15 protein-coding genes are annotated in these 16,389 nt (G+C 70.3%); 8 read left to right on the forward strand and 7 right to left on the reverse strand.

Annotated elements, in window-relative coordinates:
- Nucleotides 1-35: 35 nt before the first annotated feature.
- From G5C66_RS02700 to G5C66_RS02715, 5 genes are read right to left on the reverse strand one after another with little or no spacing between them, the layout of a single operon-like run.
- Nucleotides 36-3,545, reverse strand: a complete 3,510-nt coding sequence (locus G5C66_RS02700; RefSeq protein WP_241248190.1) for a bifunctional glycosyltransferase/CDP-glycerol:glycerophosphate glycerophosphotransferase — start codon at nucleotides 3,543-3,545, stop codon at nucleotides 36-38.
- Complete coding sequence (locus G5C66_RS25755; protein ID WP_241248170.1) at nucleotides 3,458-4,063, reverse strand: hypothetical protein; 606 nt, start codon at nucleotides 4,061-4,063, stop codon at nucleotides 3,458-3,460. The genes G5C66_RS02700 and G5C66_RS25755 overlap by 88 nt, the downstream gene beginning before the upstream one ends.
- Nucleotides 4,063-4,809 (reverse strand): SDR family NAD(P)-dependent oxidoreductase, encoded by a 747-nt coding sequence (locus G5C66_RS02705; RefSeq protein ID WP_165109424.1) that lies wholly within the window; start codon nucleotides 4,807-4,809, stop codon nucleotides 4,063-4,065. The genes G5C66_RS25755 and G5C66_RS02705 overlap by 1 nt, the downstream gene beginning before the upstream one ends.
- Entirely contained in the window at nucleotides 4,802-6,025 is a 1,224-nt protein-coding gene (locus G5C66_RS02710) for an AMP-binding protein (protein ID WP_165109425.1), read from the reverse strand. The genes G5C66_RS02705 and G5C66_RS02710 overlap by 8 nt, the downstream gene beginning before the upstream one ends.
- Entirely contained in the window at nucleotides 6,022-6,273 is a 252-nt protein-coding gene (locus G5C66_RS02715) for a phosphopantetheine-binding protein (RefSeq protein ID WP_165109426.1), read from the reverse strand. The genes G5C66_RS02710 and G5C66_RS02715 overlap by 4 nt, the downstream gene beginning before the upstream one ends.
- A 52-nt stretch (nucleotides 6,274-6,325) precedes the next feature.
- On the opposite strand from G5C66_RS02715, the gene G5C66_RS02720 reads away from it, so the two are divergent.
- Nucleotides 6,326-6,862, forward strand: coding sequence for a GNAT family N-acetyltransferase (locus G5C66_RS02720; RefSeq protein ID WP_165109427.1), 537 nt, complete (start codon nucleotides 6,326-6,328; stop codon nucleotides 6,860-6,862).
- Entirely contained in the window at nucleotides 6,862-7,917 is a 1,056-nt protein-coding gene (pseI, locus tag G5C66_RS02725; RefSeq protein WP_165109428.1) for a pseudaminic acid synthase, read from the forward strand. The genes G5C66_RS02720 and pseI overlap by 1 nt, the downstream gene beginning before the upstream one ends.
- Here pseI and G5C66_RS02730 read toward each other — a convergent pair.
- Entirely contained in the window at nucleotides 7,914-8,966 is a 1,053-nt protein-coding gene (locus tag G5C66_RS02730; RefSeq protein WP_165109429.1) for a PseG/SpsG family protein, read from the reverse strand. The two genes, pseI and G5C66_RS02730, sit on opposite strands and share 4 nt — an antisense overlap.
- 113 nt (nucleotides 8,967-9,079) lie before the next feature.
- Here G5C66_RS02730 and pseB point away from each other — a divergent pair, with 113 nt between their 5' ends.
- The 6 genes from pseB to G5C66_RS02760 all read left to right on the forward strand — a co-directional run bounded on the left by pseB (nucleotide 9,080) and on the right by G5C66_RS02760 (nucleotide 13,918).
- The gene (pseB, locus tag G5C66_RS02735; RefSeq protein ID WP_165109636.1) at nucleotides 9,080-10,108 is read left to right on the forward strand and encodes a UDP-N-acetylglucosamine 4,6-dehydratase (inverting); all 1,029 of its coding nucleotides are present in this window, start codon (nucleotides 9,080-9,082) and stop codon (nucleotides 10,106-10,108) included.
- Between the two features lie 2 nt (nucleotides 10,109-10,110).
- The gene (gene pseC, locus G5C66_RS02740) at nucleotides 10,111-11,232 is read left to right on the forward strand and encodes a UDP-4-amino-4,6-dideoxy-N-acetyl-beta-L-altrosamine transaminase (protein WP_165109430.1); all 1,122 of its coding nucleotides are present in this window, start codon (nucleotides 10,111-10,113) and stop codon (nucleotides 11,230-11,232) included.
- Nucleotides 11,229-11,951: a cytidylyltransferase domain-containing protein gene (locus G5C66_RS02745; protein ID WP_165109431.1), complete on the forward strand. Its 723-nt coding sequence runs from the start codon at nucleotides 11,229-11,231 to the stop codon at nucleotides 11,949-11,951. The genes pseC and G5C66_RS02745 overlap by 4 nt, the downstream gene beginning before the upstream one ends.
- Nucleotides 11,952-12,026: 75 nt before the next feature.
- Nucleotides 12,027-13,172, forward strand: a complete 1,146-nt coding sequence (locus G5C66_RS02750; RefSeq protein WP_165109432.1) for a hypothetical protein — start codon at nucleotides 12,027-12,029, stop codon at nucleotides 13,170-13,172.
- 109 nt (nucleotides 13,173-13,281) lie between these two features.
- Nucleotides 13,282-13,482: a hypothetical protein gene (locus G5C66_RS02755; RefSeq protein WP_165109433.1), complete on the forward strand. Its 201-nt coding sequence runs from the start codon at nucleotides 13,282-13,284 to the stop codon at nucleotides 13,480-13,482.
- Complete coding sequence (locus tag G5C66_RS02760; RefSeq protein ID WP_165109434.1) at nucleotides 13,475-13,918, forward strand: PIN domain-containing protein; 444 nt, start codon at nucleotides 13,475-13,477, stop codon at nucleotides 13,916-13,918. Before G5C66_RS02755 ends, G5C66_RS02760 begins: the two co-directional genes overlap by 8 nt.
- A gap of 101 nt (nucleotides 13,919-14,019) precedes the next feature.
- Here the strand turns inward: G5C66_RS02760 and G5C66_RS02765 are convergent, their stop codons facing one another.
- Nucleotides 14,020-16,332: a hypothetical protein gene (locus G5C66_RS02765; protein ID WP_165109435.1), complete on the reverse strand. Its 2,313-nt coding sequence runs from the start codon at nucleotides 16,330-16,332 to the stop codon at nucleotides 14,020-14,022.
- Between the last annotated feature and the right edge of the window lie 57 nt (nucleotides 16,333-16,389).

Genomic DNA, 16,389 nt, shown 5'->3' on the forward strand with positions numbered 1-16,389 from the left:
GGGCAGGCTTGCGCTCGTGCGACTGTCGAAGGCCCTCAGGGCTTGTCGAAGAAGGCCTCGACGACCCGCTCGGTCGCCTTCCCGTCCTGGGTGTACTGGTACTTCGCGTTGAACGCCGCGATCTGCTCGCGGTAGTCGGCCGCGAGGCGGTCCAGGTCGGACAGGGCCGCGACGACCTCCTCGGCGGTGTCGAGCATCGGCCCGGGGGCGGTGTCGGCGTAGTCGTAGAGGAAGCCGCGGATGCCGCCGGTGTAGTCGGACAGGTCGGGCACCAGGAAGACCATCGGCCGCCCGGTGAGAGCGAAGTCGAAGCGCAGGCTGGAGTAGTCGAGCACCGCCGCGTCGGAGGCCAGGATCAGGTCGTTGATCTCCGGGTAGTCGGTGACGTCGATGATCCGGGCGGTGCGCTCGCTGCGCTCGCTCCCCTTGGAGTTGAACCGGTGGCCGCGCAGCAGGATGACGTACTCGTCGCCCAGCGCCTCGCTGGCCGCGACCACGTCGAGGTGCTCGACCATCTTCGCCGAGCGGTAGTTGAGCGCCAGGTGGTCGCGCCACGTCGGGGCGTAGAGGATCACCTTCTGGTCGGAGCCGATGCCGAGCAGGTTGCGCGTACGCTCGCGGTCCTCCTCCGCCGACGGGCCCACCAGGGCGTCGTCGCGCGGGTAGCCCTCGCTGTGGATCGGGCCGTCGTAGGCGTACTCCTCGCGGTAGTAGCGGTCCATCTCCGGCGTCGGGATGAGGATCAGGTCCCAGCCGGCTGTCGTCCGGTCGAGCTCGGCCTCACAGCGCAGCGGCGAGAACATCTTCGCGCGCCACATCCGCAGGCCCATCGACTTGGCGGGGTAGCCGTGGAAGGTCTGCAGGAACCGCTGCCCCTCGCGCTTGTGCCACCAACGGTCGAAGTCGATGTTCTGCACCAGGTATTTCGCGGTGCCGATGACGCGGTACCACTCCGGGCTCTGCAGCACGACCGGGACGCCGCCCTCGGGCACCCGGGAGGCGTGGTCGGCGATGCCCCAGTAGAGCGTCAGATCAGGGCGGGTGCGGCGCAGGTGCTCGTGGATCGCGAGCTGGGAGTCGGTGGCGGTCGAGCCGGCGTAGGTCGAGAGGTAGACCGCGGACTCGTCGATCGGCTCCTCGGCGGCCAGCACGCGCTCGCGGGCGAGGTTGTGGGCGTAGCTGCCGGCGTGGTCGACGGGGATCGGCGGCTGCAGGGTGATCCCGGGGCCGTTGCCGTTGACCGGACGAAGCCGGACCTCGTCGTTGACCTGGAACTCCGCCTGGTGCTCGAGGAACGCGGTGGTGTGGCGTACGTTGCCGGTGCGGTTGGCGCCGCAGGTGAGCTGGAACTGGTAGACGCCGCTCGGCAGGACGGTCTCGCCCAGGCCCCACTCGTCCCAGCGCAGCGAGAAGACCACCTCGAACTCGGGGGAGCCGGTGTCGATCTTGACGGTCTCGCGGTGCCGCGAGCCGGCGAGGGTGAGCCGGGCGTGCTTCGGGACCGTGCTGAGCCACTGGCCGCGCACGGTGATGCGGCTCTCGCCGAGCTCGACGCGGTCGAGCGCCACGGTGTCGGCCACCTCGATGATCTGCGCGAATCCACGGCCGTCGCGGGAGGCGAGCACGCTGCCCCCGCGCTCGCCGGTCCACGGCGTCCCGACCGGGTCGGTCCAGATGATCCGGCCCGAGCCGCCGTCGTGGACGGTCTCCAGCCGCCAGGCGGCGGGCGCGCCGGGCTCGACGGCCCCGTGGGCAGGCAGGTCGAGCGCGACCTTGCCGTCGCGGACCGGCGCCTCGATGCGTACGCCGCCGCCGATCGCCCGCACGACCCGCGGCAGGTCGCCGGCCAGGGTCAGGGTGACGGTGCGGCCGTCGACCTCCGCCCGCTCCAGCGAGGTGGGCATCGTCGGGACGGCGCGGAAGCTGAGCTGGTCGTTGAACCGGTCGCAGGCGACGGACAGGCCGGCGGAGGTGTGGACACGGGGCCGGTAGCGGGTCGCCAGGTTGCCCGCCGGGCCGCGGGTGTCGATCTGGACCTCGCTGGTGGTGCGGACGACGCCGTCGACGTCGACGGTGACCTCGAGGTGCCAGCGGCCGGCGGTCAGCCGGGTCAGGTCGACCTCGGTGCGGCACCCGCCCGGGCGGTAGTCCTGGTACTTGTGGCCGACGGTCATGTTGGCCTGCGCGTCGTAGCGCGGCGTCACCGTGAGCTCGATGGGGTCGGGGAGCACCTCGTCGGGATCGCTCGCGAAGCCGTCCTCGTCGTCCATGTCGACCAGGTCCGGCACCAGACGCGCGGTGATGACCGGAGTCTTCTCGGCGAGGTCGACCAGCTCGATCCGCGCCACCAGGTCGACCTCGACCCGGTCGGAGTCGAGCGGGCGTACGTCACGCACCAGCACCCGGGCCGGCGTCTCGTGCACGTTGAGCGTCGTCACGGCCTCGGGCAGGTCGGTGTCGGGGAAGATCCCGTGCACCTGGCCGCCGGCGACCTGCGTGCGCAGGTTGCCGCGCTCGAACCAGCGCGACGCGACGAACGCGGTCAGCTCCTCCCGCTGGTCGGCGAGGAGGTAGGTCAGCCGTGCCCGCACCTCGACCGGGAGCTTGAGCCACACCTCCGGGGAGACGTCGCGCTCGATCTCGACGACGAGGTCGCGCAGGGCGGTCCACTGCTCGGCACTCATCCGCTCGACGTCACCGAGGATGGTGTTGGCGCGGCTGGCCAGCTCGCCGAGCGCCCAGTGGTCGCGCAGGTCGGAGGCGAGCTCACCGATCGCGACCCAGGTCGAGCGGGTCTGCTCGATCCACTCCTCCATGCCGAGGGTCTGGTCGTGGAGCTGCTCGACCGGGGTGCCGTCGGCGCGGTCCATGTCGACGCACACCGGCGCCGTGACCACGTCGAAGCGGTTGGCCTTCAGGTAGCCGTCGAACCCGACCGCGGCGGCGCCGCCACGGCCACCGAAGCTGAAGCCGTTCTGGCGCCAGAAGGAGGTGCGGAAGAGCCGGTTGCTCACCCCGACGTCGCTCAGCGCGACGGGGAACTCGTCCAGGGTGAGGCCGGAGCGGTTCTCAGCGTGGACGAGGTCGTAGGCCGGCACCACCGGTGGGGAGAGCCGCTGGCGGCTCTCGATGCGTCCGACCGCGAGGTCGGAGCCGCTCTGCTCGAGCGAGGTGACCAGCGTACGCATCGCGTTCGGGGTGAGGAGGTCGGCGGCGAGCAGGAAGCAGACGTAGTCGCCGCGCGCGGCACGACCGCCGCGGTCACGGGCCTCGGCCTGCGTCGCCGAGGTCTCCAGCAGCCGCAGCCGGTAGTCGTCGGGGAGGTCGGCGAGGACCTGGTCGCTCACCACGCCGGCCTGGCCGTAGGGGGCGATGAGGATGTCGAGCGTCGTATGGGTCTGCTCGCGCACCGAGAGGAGGGACTCGTTCAGATACTGCTTGTCCTGGTCGGTGACCGTCACCACGACCGAGACCAGCGGTCCGCGCTCGTGGCCGAGAACGCGATGCCCGGCGTCACGAGCCAGTCGACGGATGCCTTGCGGCATCCTTCGTTCGGCGCGACGCAGGACGTCGACGATTCCCTGACCCATGCACATTCCCTCTCGGTTCGGGCACGCCGAAGACGACGTCCCCGCGAATCTGATCGAACCCAGAGGTTACAGGCGCACGAACGTTCTCCCGCACTCCGGCCGATACCCCCGGAGTGATCAGAGGCCAGCCTGCCGATCGAGACGACGATGCCGTCGGGCAGCCGTACGGTGCTCAGGCACACCCCGGCAGCGCCCTCATCGGGGCCGCCGGCCATCAGGTCCACCAGGTCGAGGACCCCGCGGCCGGTGAGCTTCGCCAGGCACTCCGCCCGGGTCCACCGCTCCCAGAACCCCGCCGCGCCGAACCGCCGCGCCAGAGCCACCGGGACCGTACGCTCCACCTCGGCGTCGATCGCCACCGGGACGTCGTCGGAACCCGTCCAGGCGACCACCCGGCCGTCGTGGAGGTGGCTGCGGGCGCGGTAGCCGGCGAGCTCATGGTCGCTGCCGACGCGGAGCGGGCTGGGGTGCATCAGATCGAGCCGCCGCCGTCGATGACGATCGACTGGCCGTTGATGTTGGTCTGCTCGAGCAGCAGCATCCGCACGGTCGGGACGACGTCCTCGGGCGTGGTCATCGCACCCGAGGGCGTACGTCGGGCGATCGACTCGAGCTGGTTCGCGCCGAGCACCGCGGACATCTCCGAGGCGAAGAACCCCGGAGCGACCGCGTTGGCCAGCACCCGGCCACCGAGCTCACGGGCCAGCGAGCGGGTCGCCGCGTCGAGACCGCCCTTGGTGGCCGAGTAGGCCACCAGGCCCTGGTAGCCGCGCTGGCCGCAGATCGAGGTCACGTTGACGACCCGGCCCTTCAGGCCCTTGCCGATCAGGCGGCGCAGCACGAACCGGGTGAGCACGAGGGGCGCGGTCAGGTTGGTCTCGATGATCTGGGCGATGCGGTCCGAGGAGGTGTGGACGTGCAGCGAGTCCTGCCCGATCGCGGCGTTGTTGACCAGCCCGTCGATGACGCCGAGCTTCGCCTCGACCTCCTTGACGAACGCCTGGGCCGCCTTCTCGTCGGTCACGTCGACCGATCCGAAGTGGGTGGCCTCGGGATACTTCTCGGCCAGTCGGTCGAGCTCCGGGGTCACCGTGCGCGCGAAGGCCGCGACCTTCACGCCCCGCTCGAGCAGGTCGGTGACGATCGCGAGGCCGAGGCCCCGCGAGGCACCGGAGACCAGCACGACGGAGGCCGGCGGAACGGGTTGGAAATCAGACATCGCTCTTCAGCGTCTCCTTGGCCGGGATCTCGGCGAGCATCTTGATACGGCGGGGCACGGCGTACTCGGGCAGCCGCTCGGCCGCCCATCGGGTCAGGTCGTCGGCGCTCACGGTCGCCCCCTGGCCGGCGACGACGTCGGCGACGACCATGGTGCCGACGAGAGGCGCCTTCCGGCCGCGTACGGAGGCCCAGGCGACGTCGGGGTGGGACTGCAGCAGATCCCGGACCGACCCGGCGGACACTTTCGAGCCGCCGACGTTGAGCTCGTCGCGGTCCAGGCGACCGGTGACGAGCACACGGCCGTCCTCGATCCGGGCGGCATCTCCGGTGCGTACGGCGCCGGCCATCTCGGCGCCCGAGGCGTCGGTGCCGTGGTGGGGCGAGGTGATCACCAGCTCACCGTCGACGACCGACAGCCGCGGCCGACCGGGGACGTCGCGGTCGAGCCACTCCTCCGGGAACCCGGCGCGGCCGTCGTGGACGACGATCGAGGCACCGACCTCGGAGGACGCGTAGATCCAGGAGACCCGCGCGTCCGGAAAAGCCACGCTGAGCTGCGACAAGACCGCCTGGTCGACCGGCTCGCCGCCGAGCGTGACCTGCTGGAGCGGAAGCTTGCCCAGCTCAGGGCCGTGGCGCATCAGCGTACGCCGCCAGAACGTCGGGGTGCCGGAGACCGCGGTGACGCCGTGCTCGAGCGCGGGCGTCACCCAGTCGTCGAGGTCGGCCGGGTCGACGAGCACCAGGTCCTGGCCGGGCACGCCCAGGCCGAGGGTGATCACCTGCCACCAGGCGTACGTCCCGGGCGAGTAGGGGCACAGCCAGGTGCGCGGCGCCAGCTCGCCGGTCACGGTCGAGAGCGAGGCCAGGGTGTGGCCGACCCGCTTGGGCCGGCCGGTCGACCCGGAGGTGAGCAGCCAGACCCGGCCGTCCTCGGCCGCGCGCGGGCTGGTCGCCGCCCGGACGTCGTCGCCTGCAGCCAGGTCGAAGCCGGCCGCGCGCAGCTCCTCGGCGAGCGACTCGTCGAGCCGTGCGGAGGCGACGACGAGCATCTCTCCGCCGTCCTCCAGCGCAGTGACCGCAGGCAGCGCGTCGACGCTGTGCTCCACCACGTGGGCGGTCGGCGCCGAGCGTGGCGCCGACCGCTGGGCGAGCTCGCCCCAGGTCGTGCGCCTCCCCGTCCGGGCGTCGACGACGAGGTTGCCGGCGATCACTGCCCCTGGATCTCCACGAGCAGGTCGAGCACGTCACCGATCGTCTCGATCGAGCGGAGACCGGCCGCCTCGAAGTTGAGCTCGTCGCCGATCTCGTCCTCGACACGGAGCGCGAGCTCGGAGAAGTCGAGGGAGCGGAAGCCGATGTCGGCCAGCTTCGCGGTGTCGTCATCGGGCAGGGTCTTCCCCTGCACGGCGAGGACCTCGCCCATCAGCTTGCGGACCGCCGGTCGGTCAAGAGTCTCCATGGCCTCGGACCATATAACGTCAGGGCGCAACCCCTGACGTCTGAGGAGACCGATGTTACGACGGGCGACCGACGCCGACCTGCCGAGCATGCTGGCGTGGCGCAACCAGGAGGCGAACCGGTCGGTGAGCATCCACCAGCACGTGATCACCGCCGAGGAGCACGCGGCCTGGTGGTCGCGGGTCAGCCAGGACCCGACCCGGCGGGTGCTCATGTTCGAGTACGCCGCCCGCCCGCTCGGCGTGGTGACCTTCTTCGACCACGATCCCGTCGCCCGGTCGGCGTCCTGGGGGTTCTACCTCGACCACGACGGCACCGCCGCCGACGGCACCGCGCTGATCGCATGGGCCAAGGTGATGCGGGAGGCCGTGGCGTACGCCTTCGCTCCGGAGCCCGACGGCCTCGACGTCGACCTGCTCGAAGGCGAGGTGCTCCCCCACAACGAGGCGGTACGCACCATGAACCGCCGCCTCGGGTTCACCGAGGGCGAGCCTTACGAGCAGACCGTCGGCGACACCTCCGTGACCGCCATCCCGGTCCGGCTGCACCGCGACGACCGACCCACTCGACGTTCTGGCAAGGAGCAGTGATGACCCACCACGAGATCGCCGTGGGAGACCGGCTGATCGGTCCCGGCCACGAGCCGTTCGTGATCGCGGAGATGTCCGGCAACCACGGGGGCGACCTGGAGCGGGCGCTCGACATCGTCCGCGCCGCGGGCGAGGCCGGCGCGCACGCGCTGAAGATCCAGACCTACACCGCCGACACCATCACCCTGGACGTCGACACCCCCGCCTTCCGGCTCTCGGCCGACCACCCGCTGTGGCCCAACCGCCGCCTCCACGAGCTCTACGAGGAGGCGCACACGCCGTGGGAGTGGCACGAGCCGATCTTCGCGCTGGCTTCGGAGCTGGGCATGGTCCCGTTCTCTGCCGCCTTCGACCCGACCGCGGTCGACTTCCTCGTCGGGCTGGGGGTCCCGATGCTGAAGTCGGCCTCCTCCGAGATCACCGACCTGCCGCTGGTCCGGGCGATCGCCGGGACCGGGCTGCCGACGATCATCTCCACCGGCACGGCGACGCTCGCCGAGATCGACGCAGCGGTGCGCACCGCGCGGGCGACGGGCAACGAGGACCTCGTCGTGCTGGCCTGCACCGCGTCCTACCCCGCTCCCCCGGAGGCCTCCAACCTCCGCGGGATCCCGGTGCTGCGCGACGGCCTCGACGTCGCGGTCGGCCTCTCCGACCACACCCTCGGTATCGGCGCCTCGGTCGCGGCCGTCGCCCTGGGCGCCTGCGTGATCGAGAAGCACATCACGCTCTCCCGCGCGGACGGTGCCGTCGACTCCGACTTCTCCCTGGAGCCGGACGAGTTCGCCTCGCTGGTCAGCGAGACGAAGATCGCGTGGCAGGCGCTCGGCGAGGCCCGGATCGGCCCGAAGTCGGCCGAGCGCGAGGGCCTGCGGTTCCGTCGCTCGCTGTTCGTCACCCGCGACGTACGTGCCGGGGAGAAGGTCGGACCGGACAACGTACGCTCCGTCCGCCCTGCCGACGGGCTGCCGCCGGCCGACGTCGACATCGTCTTCGGCCGCACCTTCACCCAGGACGTACCGGCCGGGACGCCGCTCAGCTGGGATCTGGTCTAGACCCGATCAAGCTCGAGGGCCAGGAGCGCGTCGGCGACGCGGGCCGGGCCCCGGCCGTCGACCGTGGCCCAGCAGGCGGCGCGCAGCCGCTCCCGCAGACGTACGTCACCCAGGAGCGCAGCCAGCTGGGCCAGGGCATCCTCGGGATCGGCGTCGAGCTCAGCCAGGGTCGCGATTCCGACGGCCAGCCCGTCCTCGTCCATCCGGACGTACGCGTCCTGCTGGTTGTCGGCGACACAGACGAACCCGACCGCCGCGCCGAGGCAGAAGAGCTCCCAGGCGGATGTCCCCGCGGCGCTGAGCACCACGTCGGCGTCGGCGACGAGCTCGGCAAGGGTGTCGGTCGGCCCGATCATGTCGATGACCTGCCCCGGGGCCGGTGCGACGGCGGAGACCGACTCGGCCAGCTCCGGGGTGGCCACGATGACGGTCAGCTCCACGGGGACCCCGGTCTCCGCGACCAGGCGGGCGACCCGCGGGGACACCCCGAAGGCGTCCGTGCCACCGAAGAACGCCAGCACCCGCAGCGGCGTGTGCTCCTCGCGGGCGGTCTTGGGCGCGCTCGGCCGCTGCCGGACGATGTCGCGTCGCTGCTGGGCGTAGGTGAGCCCGCCGAGATGCTGGGACCCCGCGGCGAGCTCCCAGGCGGAGGTCTCAGCGCCGAGGTTCTGGTCGAGGTAGAGGTCGGCGGCCCGCCCGCGAGGGTCGCCGTCGGTGAGCGCCAGCAACGGCCAGCGGTCCCGCACCAAGGCATAGACCGAGGCAGGAAGGAGATAGGAGTCCACCACCACCGAGGTCGGCTCGAGACGGACCAGAACGTCGAGGACGTCGCCCGGCCCCGGCGCTACGCTCTCGATCCCACGCCGCCTCACCTGCTCCGCCGCCCACGGAACCCGGTCGAGATTCGCGACCATCACGACACGTACGCCTCGGGCGACCAGTTCCTCCCCCAGCGCCAGGCAACGCATGACGTGTCCGACCCCGACATCGGGACCTGCGTCGCACACCATCGCCACCAGATGACGTAGGTCCCAAGGACTCATGGTCATGTCGGCCCAACCTCTCGATTCATCCCTTCTGGCGGAACGGCGCGTGTCACCTTTTTGTTGCCACATCGTTGGCGCTCCAGATGAGGTTCACACTAGAGAGCATCCCCTTGACCGTGCCCAAATCGGACGTCCACGAATCCCCCCTCCCGACCCCCCACCCTCTCGACGGCGCCAGCGTCCTGGTCACCGGTGGGACCGGCTCGTTCGGGAAGGCGTTCATCCGCCACGTCCTGGACCACCTCAACCCGAGGCGCGTGATCGTCTTCTCGCGTGACGAGCTGAAGCAGTACGAGTGCCGCCAACTGTTCGGCAACGACCCGAGACTTCGCTGGTTCATCGGCGACATCCGCGACCGCGACCGTCTCCACCGGGCGCTCCACGACGTCGACTACGTCGTCCACGCCGCGGCGCTCAAGCAGGTCGACACCGGGGAGTACAACCCCTTCGAGTTCATCAAGACCAACGTCCTGGGCTCGCAGAACGTCGTCGAGGCCTCCATCGACGCCGGCGTCAAGAAGGTCGTCGCCCTCTCGACCGACAAGGCCTCCTCGCCGATCAACCTCTACGGCGCGACCAAGCTGACCGCCGACAAGATCTTCATCCTCGGCAACAACTACGCCTCCTCGTACGACACCCGCTTCTCCGTGGTGCGCTACGGCAACGTGACCGGCTCCCGCGGCTCGATCATCCCGAAGTGGAAGGCGATGGCCGAGCGGGGCGAGCCGCTCGGGATCACCGACATGCGGTGCACCCGGTTCCTGATCACGCTGCCGCAGGCGGTGCAGATGGTGCTCGACACCTTCGAGCTGATGCAGGGCGGTGAGCTGCTCGTGCCCCACATCCCCTCCCACAAGGTCGTCGACCTGGCGAAGGCGGTCGCTCCCGACGCGAGCTTCGTCGACATCGGGCTCCGCCCTGGCGAGAAGCTCCACGAGGAGATGATCAGCCCCGAGGAGGGCCGCCGCGCGGTCAGCATCCGCGACGGCAAGTACTACGTGATCGAGCCGGAGAACCCGCAGTGGGGCTACAAGCCGATCATGGACGCCGTGCCGGTCCCCGATGGCTTCCACTGCGCCTCCGACAAGAACGACATCTGGTACGACGCCGACGACCTCCGTCAGGTGCTGGAGTCGGGGATCTGAGCATGCTCCCTTACGGCCGCCAGTCGGTCTCCGAGGAAGACATCGAGGCAGTCACCGCGGTCCTGCGTGGCGACTGGCTCACCACCGGGCCGACGGTCACGGCGTTCGAGGAGGCGCTCTCCGACCTGGTCGGCGGGCACCGGGCGATCTCGTGCACCTCCGGCACCGCCGCGCTCCACATCGCCTACGCCGCGGCCGGGGTGGGTGCCGGCGACGAGGTCGTCACCACGCCGATGACGTTCGTCGCGACCGCCTCCAGCGCCTCGCTGCTCGGCGCGAAGGTCGTCTTCGCCGATGTCGAGGAGGACACCGCCCTGATCGACCCGGCCGCCGTCGACGCCCTTGTCACGGACCGCACCAAGGTCGTCGCCGCCGTCGACTACGCGGGTCACCCGGCCGACTACGCCGCGCTGCAGCCGATCGCCGACCGGGTCGGTGCGCTGACCCTGGCCGACGCGGCACATTCGATCGGCGGGCTCTCCGGCGGGCGCCCGGTCGGCGACCTGGCCGACCTGACCACGCTGTCGTTCTTCCCGACCAAGAACCTCACCACCGCCGAGGGCGGTGCCGTCGTGGCCAAGGACCCGGCCGTCGCCCAGCGGGCCCACGAGTTCCACTTCGTCGGCCTGATGCGCGACCCCGACCGGTTCCGGATCGAGGACGAGGGGCCGTGGCACCAGGAGGTCCACGAGTTCGGGCTCAACTACCGGCTCACCGACCTGCAGTGCGCCTTCGGCCTCTCCCAGCTCAAGCGGCTCGCCGGGTTCAAGCAGCGACGTACGGAGATCACCGCCCGCTACGACGCGGCCCTCGCCGGCGTCGACGGGCTGCGGCTGCCGGCCCGGCGCGACGGCGTCGACCCGGCCTGGCACCTCTACCCCGTCCGCATCCTCGAGGACCGGCGACGCGAGGTCTTCGAGAAGATGCGGGCGTCCGGGATCGGCGTACAGGTCAACTACATCCCGGTCTACTGGCACCCGGTCTACGCCGACCTGGGCTACCGGCGCGGGATGTGCCCGAACGCGGAGGCCTTCTACGCCGAGGAGCTCTCGCTGCCGCTGTTCCCCGACCTGACCGACGACCAGGTCGACCAGGTCGTCGAGACGCTGATCGGGATCCTGTGAAGACCGCTGTCGTCACCCAGGCCCGGATGACCAGCACCCGCCTCCCCGGCAAGGTGCTGCTGGAAGCGGCGGGCGTCACGATGCTCGAGCACCACCTCGCCCGTCTCACCGCGGCCGGACTCCCCGTGATCGTCGCGACGACCACCAACGCCGACGACGACCCGGTCGCCGTGCTGGCCGACAAGCTCGGTGCCGGGGTCGTACGCGGCAGCGAGCACGACGTGCTCTCCCGCTTCGCGCTGGCGGTGCGGGAGTTCCGGCCCGATGTCGTCGTCCGGGTGACCAGCGACTGCCCGCTCATCGACGGCGAGGTAGTACGCCGCGGCATCGACGCCTGGGTCGCCGCCGACGACCCCGCGCTCTATGCCAGCAACGCCCTGGAGCGCACCTACCCGCGCGGGCTCGACTTCGAGGTCTTCTCGGCCACGGCGCTGCTCGATGCCGACCGGCTCGCGACCGAGCAGCCCCACCGCGAGCACGTCACCCCGTGGCTCTACACCGACAGCATCCGGCCCAAGCTCAACCTCCCGTGGGAGCGGGACGCCTCGGCGTACCGGATCACCCTGGACACCCCCGAGGACCTGCGGCTGCTGAGGACCCTCATCGAGGACCACGACGCGCACCGTCTCGACACACACGGCCTCGTCGCACTGCTGGAGGACCATCCCGAGCTGGTCGAGATCAATGCTCAGATCGAGCAGAAGAAGCTCGGCCAGTGAGCCTCGGCAAGTAGGATCCGTACACACAGGGGATGTCGCACCCTTCCGTTCCAGCAGCGACATGGGGAGCGTTCCATGCAGAAGACTCTGATCGTCCATTCCGGCACCTTCAAGACCGGGAGCACGGCGATCCAGACCTTCCTGGCACGCGCAAGTCGCGAGGGGAGCCTGCCGCCCGAGGTGGCCTATCCGACGATCGGCCGCGGCGAGCACAGCATCCAGCACCAGAACCTCTACTCCCAGCTGCTCGGCGAGGTGCTCTTCTCCCCCGCCCTCGGCACGTGGGAGCAGCTCGTCGAGTCGATCGCCTCGGGCACCGCCGAGACCACGGTGATCTCGTGCGAGGCGTTCTCGCTGCTCAAGCCCGAGCACATCAGCGCGATCGGCGAGTACGCGCGCCAGGCGGGTGCGCAGGTCCGCTGGGTCCACTACGTACGCGACCAGGCCACGTTCTACAACGCCTTCTACGTCGAGCGGCTGATGGTCATGCGGCCCGAGCACGCCGAGCTGGTCGACCTGCCCTTCGAGGACTTCCGGGAGTGGTCGCCGCTCGACATGAGCTTCCTCCACTACGGCCAGTTCGCGGACACCATCACCACCGCCATCCCGGGCGTCGACCTCCGGCTCCGCCCGTTCATCCGCAAGGAGCTGCGCGACGGCAACGCCGTCGCTGACTTCCTCAGCACCTGCGAGCTCCCTCTCCAGGGCAACGGGGCCGGCGCGACCAACGTCGGATCCGGCTGGCGGACCGTCGAGACCGCGCGCCACCTGGCTCCGATCGTGGCGGCGGCGCCGATGCGCGGCCGGCTCCGCGGCGCCGACTCCTGGAAGGCCACCCGGCTGAGGTGGATCCAGATGATCCGCGGCGACTTCGTCACCCTGACCACCCAGCTCGGCTGGAACAACACCAGCGCGGTCTACATGACCCCCGAGTTCCGCCAGGAGCTCCTCGACGACTACCGCGAGGACAACCTCCTCATCGGCAAGCTCGGCGGCTTCGACTTCACCGCGATGATCGAGCAGAGCACCTTCCCCGACTACAACATCGGCGACTACGCCTCCATCCCCGGTGACGAGGTCATGCAGGTCGTGAAGCTGGTCATGCAGGGCCTCCACACGATCCCGGAGGAGATCCAGGAGGAGGTCGAGGCGGCCCGTGCCCGTCGCAGGGAAGCGGCACAGCCGCGCCGCAGGTCGCTCCGCGGCCTCCTGCGCCGCTGAGTCGTCACCTGCGTACGCCCTGATCGATCGCCGTCTCCTAGATCGCGTCCGCGATCCCCCCGCAATCATGATCCGCCCCATGGCGGTCGCGGCGGCCTACACTAGGAGCATGAGCGCAATGAGGGATGAGCTCCACCAGCTGGTGGATCGGCTGCCGGAAGAGCAGCTGGCCCCCGTGCTGCAGTTGATCCGGCGTGATGAGCGACGCGCTCAAGCAGTCGCGACGCTCAAGACGGTCCAGCAGCGGATGGCTGGTGTCACCGGGGTGGACGAAGAAATCGACGCGTTGCGCACTGGCGACCGTGGCTGACGTCTACGTGGTCGACACGGGCGTCTTCATTCGCTGGTTCGTCGACCAAGACGGTTTCGAGCATGCGCGAGAGATCCAGGAAGCCCTGGTCAATGAGACGATCACCGCTGCGACGGTCGACTTCGCGAGGGTCGAGGTCGCCGGGGTCCTGCGAAAGAAGGGTCTCCTGGCCAACTTGCTCTCGGAGGACGAGTTCGCCGCCGCGGTCCGCATCATCGACGATCTCGGTGTCACCGTTCACCAGACCGGAGCCGATCGCCTCGAGCGCGCCGCCCGACTGGCGGCATCGAAGATGCTCAGGATGTACGACGCACTGTTCGTCAGCCTCGCCGACGAGCTCGACCTACCGCTGCTGACCAGCGATGCGAAGCTCGCTCGTGCGGCTGACGGGATCATTCAGGTGGACGTACTCCGAGGCATCAGCCTGCCTGCTTGACCTACTGCGAACACGCCCAGCGAGCTCCGAGTCACCGGCTACACGGCTTGCCAGCCCCGCAGGCTCAGCCCTGAGGCCCACTTACCTGAACCACGGACTCCTCAGCGCAGGTCGAACACGGAGTACAGCCCGCCCTTGAAGCGCGGCTGGCCGAGCTGGCGGCGGATGCCCGGGAGGTCGGCGCGGTAGCGGCGGTCGACGACGAGCCAGTCGACGCCGTAGTCGTCGCGCAGGGTGGCGATCGTCGCCCGCGACGGCCGGGTGATGGCCGCGTCGTTGGCCGCGAGCAGCTCGGGGTCCCAGAAGGGCAGGTAGGCCGAGTTGTTGAGGTCGGTCGACGGCTGCCCGACGACGAGCGGGTCGATGTAGGCCCAGCCCTCAACGAGCACCCGGCGTTCGGCGTACGCCGCGATCCAGAAGTTCCTGCGGTCGCAGTCGGGCACGGGCAGCCCGATGCAGTGGGCGTTGGTCGCGATCAGCTCGTCCGGCTGCGAGTGCTCGCGGACGAACCGGGCGGCCGCGATCCCACCAGGTCCGATGATGTCGGTGTCGGGAGCCCGGGAGAGCGAGGGGCCGACCACGGCGAGGGCCGTGGTCTGCGGTGCGCCGGCGAGCACGACTCCCAGCATCAGCGCGACGACCGCCGGGATCGCCGCGATCGTGGCGCGCCTGGCGTACACCAGCACGAGGACGACCGCGACGGCGAGCACCAGCAGCCCGATCGCGAGCTGGGTCAGCAACGTCGACGTGAAGACCGAGCCGGTGGCGGGCATCTTGCCGCCCACGATCAGCCTCACGGCCACCATCGCGAGCCAGCCGAGAGCGGCGCAGCCGAGGATGCGTACGACGTCGCGCCGTGACAGCTCGACGGGGAGGAGGTCCGAGAGCGCGACGGCGGTGGCCACGGCGAAGAAGCCGGCGGCACCCAAGAGGAAGTACGCCTGGCTCAGCGCCGGGTGGCTCAGGACCATCAGCGCACCGGCACCAGCAGCCCATGGGCCGACCAGGAACACGAGCTCGGGGCGGCGCCAGCCGCCGCGACCCAGGGCGATGATCAGCGGTACGGCGCCGAGGGCGAACCCGACGGTGAAGCAGATCCAGATCGAGACCGGCGCGGACCCGGGAAGGGTCTCCCCCTCCGGCAGCATCAGGATGCCCAGCCGTTGGACGGTGCTCCCGTTGATGTCGATCGTCGTCGCTCGGGTGCCGCCGCCGTAGAACACCTGCTGCGCGACCAGGAAGACGGCCACGGCCGACCCGAACAGGGTCGCAAGGGTGCGGACCATCTGCTTGCGGCGCAGCACGGCAGCGACGACCAGCGCGAGCAGCAGGGCGGCGATGACCGTCGGCAGGGCCGAGGACTTCGCGCCGGCCACGGCGACCATGACGGCCACCGTCAGCAGCCACGGCCGCCATCGCCACCGTTCCCGCCGGATCATCTCGACGATCAGCACCATCAGGACCATCTGGAGCGGCATCACGAACGCGTGCGTCGGGCTGTAGAAGGCACGGGTGACTGAGTCGAAGGCGAGCTGCGCGGGAGCGACCAGGCTCGTCCAGCCGAAGAAGTCCGGAGTGGCACCCATGGCGAGGACGAGGGCAGCGACGAAGCCGGTCCACGGCCGTCCGGTGAGGCGGGTGGCTGCTGCGTACGCTCCTGCGACGGTGAGCAGCACGAGCAACCCGATCGACAGGCTGCGCATGAGCACGATGAGCTCGATATGGGTGACCGTCGCCGCCGACGCCAGGTGGACGTAGACCAGCCAGTGATAGAAGAGCGGGGTGCCCTCGACCCACGGCATCTGGGCGGGAAAGTGGTGCAGCAGGTCGCCGGCGATGGCGAGGTGGAATGGCTCGTCGACGTACGGCGCCCGCAACGCGTCGAGGGGTCGGTAGGTCCACATCTGCTTGGTGACCAGCAGAATCTGTACGCAGGCCACCGCCGCCCCGGCCCACGACCACAGGCTCGCCCGCCCGACCACGACCGGACCGACCCGCCGGCGGCGCCGGAGCACGACCAGCGTGACGACCAGCACCGCGACCGGGTAGCCGTAGATCAGCGGCGTGAGGTCGAACAGCCGCAGCAGGAGATAGACCGGGATCTCGAGGACGAGCCCGAGGATGGTGCCGAGCACCAGGTCGTTGCCGAGCCCCGGTCCAGGTCCGGCGACCGACCGCCACACCACGGTGCCGGGGAAGGTGAGGAACGCCAGGACGTACCCGGTGAAGAGCAGAGCATCACCGACAGCGACGCCGGCCACGACCATCGCGAGCACGAGAGTCAGAGCAACGACGAGCACCCCCGGGAGCAGCCCGGACCAGGATCCTCCGGAGAGCGCGCGGCCCGAGAACAGGCGGTCCGAGGAGGGCTTTGGGTCACGGGCGGCGCCCACGGTTGCCGGGTCTGCAGTCACGCGGGCGATCATGCCAACAAAACGACTACACGGAGTACACCGAAGACCCTCCGGATG

This window comes from Nocardioides turkmenicus (assembly GCF_011045035.1).
Classification (GTDB): Bacteria; Actinomycetota; Actinomycetes; order Propionibacteriales; family Nocardioidaceae; genus Nocardioides; species Nocardioides turkmenicus.

Bases quoted from the DNA above. Each gene is read 5' to 3' on its own strand.
- G5C66_RS02700 (WP_241248190.1), bottom strand. From the start codon at position 3,545: ATGCCGCAAGGCATCCGTCGACTGGCTCGTGACGCCGGGCATCGCGTT.
- G5C66_RS25755 (WP_241248170.1), bottom strand. From the start codon at position 4,063: ATGCACCCCAGCCCGCTCCGCGTCGGCAGCGACCATGAGCTCGCCGGC.
- G5C66_RS02705 (WP_165109424.1), bottom strand. From the start codon at position 4,809: ATGTCTGATTTCCAACCCGTTCCGCCGGCCTCCGTCGTGCTGGTCTCC.
- G5C66_RS02715 (WP_165109426.1), bottom strand. From the start codon at position 6,273: ATGGAGACTCTTGACCGACCGGCGGTCCGCAAGCTGATGGGCGAGGTC.
- G5C66_RS02720 (WP_165109427.1), top strand. From the start codon at position 6,326: ATGTTACGACGGGCGACCGACGCCGACCTGCCGAGCATGCTGGCGTGG.
- pseI (WP_165109428.1), top strand. From the start codon at position 6,862: ATGACCCACCACGAGATCGCCGTGGGAGACCGGCTGATCGGTCCCGGC.
- G5C66_RS02730 (WP_165109429.1), bottom strand. From the start codon at position 8,966: ATGACCATGAGTCCTTGGGACCTACGTCATCTGGTGGCGATGGTGTGC.
- pseC (WP_165109430.1), top strand. From the start codon at position 10,111: ATGCTCCCTTACGGCCGCCAGTCGGTCTCCGAGGAAGACATCGAGGCA.
- G5C66_RS02750 (WP_165109432.1), top strand. From the start codon at position 12,027: ATGCAGAAGACTCTGATCGTCCATTCCGGCACCTTCAAGACCGGGAGC.
- G5C66_RS02755 (WP_165109433.1), top strand. From the start codon at position 13,282: ATGAGCGCAATGAGGGATGAGCTCCACCAGCTGGTGGATCGGCTGCCG.